This is a genomic window from Dyella jejuensis, from assembly GCF_044904675.1.
GTDB classification, from domain to species: Bacteria; Pseudomonadota; Gammaproteobacteria; order Xanthomonadales; family Rhodanobacteraceae; genus Dyella_B; species Dyella_B jejuensis.
The window spans coordinates 1-5,437 of sequence record NZ_JADIKJ010000036.1 but is presented as its reverse complement, the minus strand read 5'-3'; the positions used below and the strand labels follow the sequence as shown (position 1 = coordinate 5,437).

Sequence of the window (5,437 nt, the reverse complement as noted above, 5' to 3'; positions counted from 1 at the left end):
CCAGCGATTGCTTGCACCAATCGGCTATATCCCGCCAGCGGAGGCCGAGGCAAACTACTATCGGCAACTCGCGCAATCACGAGCCGCTGAACCAGCATGACTTAAACCAAACAGCCTTCACGAAAGCCGGGGCGGTTCATGCTTGGAACTTATAAATTTTTCGCGTGCGTATCAGGCAGCTTTTTTCTTGAAGCTTCAGCAGCGCTTTTTCAAATGCGCTATCCAGTAGATCTCTCAGTTGTACAAGCTGCTCCCTGCGATCGGTCACCGGCGGACCAACCAGCTTCTGCAGTTCCTCTAGCGACAAACCCTTTCCGATTTCAAGAAGCCCACGCAGGTGATACCAACCGCTCCTCTTATCGGTCCAATCGCTTTCGTTGGACGCATCTAAGCGGCCAACGAGGCAATTCACCTCGCCAGCTCGCCTTGAGTCATAAAGTCTTAGCTTGCATTGATCTGATTCAAACACAACGCTTACCAAATCGCCGCCAGTATTGCTGCGAGACTCGGCAAAGCGAAAAGCGTGCTTTGACAGAAAATCACCAAGCACCGAAGAAACGAGATCGTTAAATTCGTTTTTCATAAATTATTGCCCCTTCACCCAAGAACTGCCTTGCCGGGTATAACCAAACTGACCTGCGTTTTGCTGCAGGTAATTCACTTCGGACGCTGTATAGCTGTTCGGCCTATTTATTGGGACATCTTCTGGCGTCTCATTCCACAAGTTGAACTCGGAGACACCGTTTTCCAAGTTCGACTGCAGGAACTGCTGGTTCACGTTCCACAGCACGGCCCTGCTCTGCTGACAGCCCCTGTGTTAGCCCTTCATAGACGCCATCGGGAGTCTGGAACCAGATGCCGCCATTCGTCTGGGCCTCGTTGATGTATCCACCGTTCACAGAATTCCATTGTCCGAGAACGACGCGAGAACCATCTCCACTTACGTTCGTGGAAAGATCGGCAAGAGCACCTGCGGGTGTTGCCGTATCACCACCTGTCAGCGTGGCAGTACGAAGTTGATCTACGAGGCCTTGCGTATATGCGTCAAGCGTAGGTCCTGTGCTTGGAACAACAAAACGCCCGCACTAGGCGGGCGTCACATCTGTATTGCTATCCTGGAAAGGAGAGTCCGACTTTATCCTGGTCAGACATGAATCCTTCGATAGCTGGATTTTGCGGAGTCGCAGCTGACTCCCAATGGCGAAGGGCTGGCACTTCGCTCTTAATCCTTAGGCGCGTGGCGGCAGACATTTTACCCGTCATATGAACCACCTGATTGACCTTTGTCCACACTTCTGAAATTTCCTTTACGGCATTTCCTTCTTCAATCGCAATTTGGACGGCGCTCGCAATAGAAACTGATTGGATCTTCATTTCACTTCCCCAAAGGAATCCGATTGATTAGTTGCAATTGCGTTCCGTAATTGCCGAAGAAGAATTACTGTGCTCCACCCGAGCCAATACCTGGGTTTGCCAGAGCCTGACCCGTTGGAACCTGCGTATCTTCCAAAACTTGATAGACGCCCATCTCAGGCCGGTAACCAAACTCAGGATGCGGAGCCACCTGAAGACTGTCAAATATGGTCGCGCTATCAAAATTTCCATCCAGAAGTGTCTGCTCCGTTGTGTAGTAAGCGGACTGACCTGGCAGGCCACCATATACGAGGCTACCTTTCGGTAGTGTCGTCATGGTCCAGTTATCTGGGTTGTAACCAGAATTAATCTGATCTTGTTGAGCGGCAAGGATGTCAGGGTGGATATCAGATGCCGCAGTATCGACTGTCGTGCTTGGAACAACTACTTATGCCAACCAACCTCGCTGGCTATACCGTTTACAGCATCCACAATGAACTCCCCTCCAAAGAATCGATCCGCGCGGAGACCTTCAGAAGTTTGCCGAAGAGAGACAAACGAGTCCCTCCCTATATTCGATGGGGGCGCATTGATCTGCCAGATCACTTCACCGCGATCATCAATGCAATATACGTTCGCATTCGACTCATCCGGGGAAATATCTTTCCTCCCGGCGACGTCGATAAGAACAACTTGTCTCGACTGACCAACAGGGATTTTCGCAATGATCTGTTCATTGGCATTGATCATGGTTTTCACTGCAGGGGCCTTGTGTTGTAGAAACTAGAGGTGGAAATTTGTTCAAGCAACTGGTACTGCATGCCACTATTCGTGTACAGGCCGAAATTCGGTTGAGGACCAATGATACCTGCCTGCATGCGCGTCCCTACTGGAACATTCACATTGGAAATATACGCCGGCGTGTCCTTCAGGCCGAGATAATTCTGGATAGCTTGAGGATCATTGCCGAGTTGCGCAATTTCATCCTGACGAACAAGGAAGCCGCCCGGAGCATTGTCTGCTTCAGTATGCAGGCGCACGAAAGGCAGATCATCCGCAGTTGTAAATGTTCGAACTCCAGGCCCATCAGCATATGGCGGCTGCCAGCCTTGAGCGGTAGCAGCATCACTTATGAATGGAGCATTTGCTTCTGCTGAACTAATCGTTCGTAGGTTAGAAATCTGAGAGCCACTGCTTGGAACACTACCACCAACCACCTCCGACAAACCTTCCCCACTACTTATCGGACTAACCTCTGCGGCATCTGCCAGAATCCCACCGGGCACCAATGCCCCTGGATTGTCGCCAGGAGCGACCACTTCCGGCCCCTCCTCCCGGCCGGCCGCAAGCAGGCCCGTCCCTAAAAGGAAAAGTCCCACCGCACCCAGTTGCTGTTGTTGGACCTGATGCGCCAGTAAGGAAGGCGTCGAATCCTGCAACGCTGGCAGCGGAGCATAGTCGTTAGGCACCGGATCCACACTCTGTGGAAGACTGGACCTGGGCAACGTCGCGGTGAAGTTTATCTGCTGCGCAGCGATCATCTGCGGCATCGGCGTTAGAGCGCCGAGGTTGAAGCTCCAGTCCAAGGACGGACTTGCCTCGAGCGAGGGGGGCGCGGATATCGGCGACAGCAGGATAGGCGGCTGCAAGACATCCTGGATGGTCATTGACGTAAGCGGTTCGATATCCGGCGCGCTTATGGTCGGTGGCCCCATGGAATCATCGATCGCAATGGTCGGCATCGTGTTGCCGGCTGCCGGGGAAGATGCGATAGGGGACAAATCAATCGCATTCGACGGCGACGTATCATCCGTACCTGTCGTCAAACCGCCCATGACTATCGAAAGCGTACCGCTTGGTTCAAAAGACCACGCCGGTGCCACCCGACTATCGGAAGCTCCATTCGATGCGCCGGTATAGGCGGGGTTGTCATCAGCCGACCCATCGGTGCTTCCTGAGTTGACCGCCTGCGATAGCGCGTTGACGCCATTCGCAACGGCGCTAATCACCTGCGCCGCACCGCCGATGCCTGGCACACCGGTCAAGGCGCCTGTAACGTTGCCGATACTGCTGACCAGGCTACCGTCCGTAGAGGCGGTGTTCGCCAAGCCATCGGCGGGGCTCGATGGCGTTTGGTTGTTGTTGGCGTAGGCCAGCAAGACGTTGTTCATCGAGTCGGAAACAACGCTTTGCAGGTAGCCATCGTCCAGCAACAAACCCGATGTGCCAGAAGAGATCGCCGGCACAAGATCGGTCGACGCAGCACCGGAGTCATAAAGGCTGCCGTTGTCGAGCACATCCGTGTTGTCCAGGTTCAGGGGCTGTGCCGGGATGCCAAATTGACTGAGCAAATCGTCAAGGCTCGGCGTCGTATCACCCAGGTCTCCCCCCAAGCCCTCGTCCCCGAAATCATCGTCGTCGCCTGCCNCATCGGCGTTATCGTCAAATCACTGCTGATATCCACGCTCGAAGTAAGGGGCGGCAACGCGCTATCGGTGCTCGGTAGTGGACTCAGCTGGATACTGAACTGATCCCCTTCGTCCTGCGGCCCATCATCGCTCATACTTTGGTCTGGTCCCAGGTCGGTCGAAGAAGTACTAGGGTCATAAAGTTCGTCCTGCTGCCCATCATCGCTCGCACTTTGGTCTAGCCCCGGGTCGGTTGACGCAGCACCGGAGTCATAAAGGCTGCCGTTGTCGAGCACATCCGTGTTGTCCAGATTCAGGGGCTGTGCCGGGATGCCAAATTGACTGAGCAAATCGTCAAGGCTCGGCGTCGTATCACCCAGGTCTCCCCCCAAGCCCTCGTCCCCGAAATCATCGTCGTCGCCTGCCGACGTGTCGCCAGTGATGGCGGTGTCGTAGCCATCGTCCAGGTATTCACCCGGGGCAAAGCTCGAATCCAGGTCATCCCCCGCACCGAGGCCATAGCTCGCCTTGGCCTGGGCCATCTTGATCGCCGCATCCGTGCTCACCATGTAGTAATTGCTGAGCGTGCGCTGGGCCTGCGAATAACTGATCGGACCGCCGGTAGATACGCCAAAGTTCTTTTGGATGGCTTCGGCCAATGCTTCCAGCTGGGCTTGCTGCTGTTGCACCGCTGCCTGCGCTTGTTGCTGTTCCACCTGCTTGACCGTCTGCGCCAACGCCGACTGCTGGTTCAACACCGCTTCCACCGAGGCCGCCACGATCTGCGCGGTGGTTTCGCATGCCGACGCGCTGCCATTGGCGAGCAGGCTGGCGGCATAGGGTTGGAACGTGTTGGATGCATTGGCACTGGTGGTGACCTGGGGAATGTTCAGCACCATGCCCACCGGCGGCTGGCTATCGGCGGCCAGGCCGTTGGCCTGGGCAAGAATGTAGCTGTAGTTGCTGTCGCCGTAGATGGCCTGGGCGATCGAGGCCAATGTGTCGCCGTTGTGCACGGTGTAGTTTTGCGTGCCCAAGGTCCCGTTGCTGAATCCTCCGGTGGTGGCCAGCACGTCAATGACGCCCGCGGTATCCACACCGCCCAGTTCCTGTTGATGGGCGTACAAGGAGTACGTGGCCGTGGCGCCGCCGCCGCTGGGCGTGGTCGTTTTCTGCAGGATCTGGCCTTCGGCGGTATAGGCCATCGCGTCGGTTTGCGTGGTGTTGTTGATGCCTCCGCTGCTGCTCACCAGCTCGCCCAGGTCGTTGTACGTATCGGTATTCGTTTGCGTGAGGCCGCTGGTGGTTTCCACCGTCTGGCTGCTCATGGCTGCGTTTTGCCACACGTAGCTGGTCTGGAAATAGCTGGTGCTTGCGGAGCTGTCGGGGGTGTCTACCGTGCTTGCGCCCGTCGTAATGACCCGGTAGCCCAGCAGGTTGCCGTCCGCGTCGTAGCCATAGCCGGACGAGATGGCACCGTAGCTGTATTCGGCGGCCAGCTGCAGGGCGCCATCGCTGCCCGCGCCTACCGACGCGGGCAGCCCCGGCGTGGCCTGATCCTGCGCGCCATACGAACTGGTGATCGCCGAGGCCGTCTGGTACTGGTTCACCAGGCTTTGTCCGGATGTTTCGGCGTATTCGCTCTGGTCGACCAGGTCGCCATCCGCGTTGTAGGT

Annotated in this window: 4 protein-coding genes; all 4 read right to left on the bottom strand. The window is 56.1% G+C overall.

Annotated elements, in window-relative coordinates; genetic code table 11:
• Positions 1 to 136: 136 nt before the first annotated feature.
• Entirely contained in the window at positions 137 to 583 is a 447-nt protein-coding gene (locus ISP15_RS18040; protein ID WP_404549350.1) for a hypothetical protein, read from the bottom strand.
• 527 nt (positions 584 to 1,110) lie between these two features.
• Positions 1,111 to 1,374 (bottom strand): hypothetical protein, encoded by a 264-nt coding sequence (locus tag ISP15_RS18035; RefSeq protein ID WP_404549349.1) that lies wholly within the window; start codon positions 1,372 to 1,374, stop codon positions 1,111 to 1,113.
• 423 nt (positions 1,375 to 1,797) lie between these two features.
• A complete protein-coding gene (locus tag ISP15_RS18030; protein WP_404549347.1) occupies positions 1,798 to 2,112 on the bottom strand; it encodes a hypothetical protein in 315 nt (104 codons plus the stop codon).
• Positions 2,109 to 3,746 (bottom strand): hypothetical protein, encoded by a 1,638-nt coding sequence (locus ISP15_RS18025; RefSeq protein WP_404549346.1) that lies wholly within the window; start codon positions 3,744 to 3,746, stop codon positions 2,109 to 2,111. The genes ISP15_RS18030 and ISP15_RS18025 overlap by 4 nt, the downstream gene beginning before the upstream one ends.
• Between the last annotated feature and the right edge of the window lie 1,691 nt (positions 3,747 to 5,437).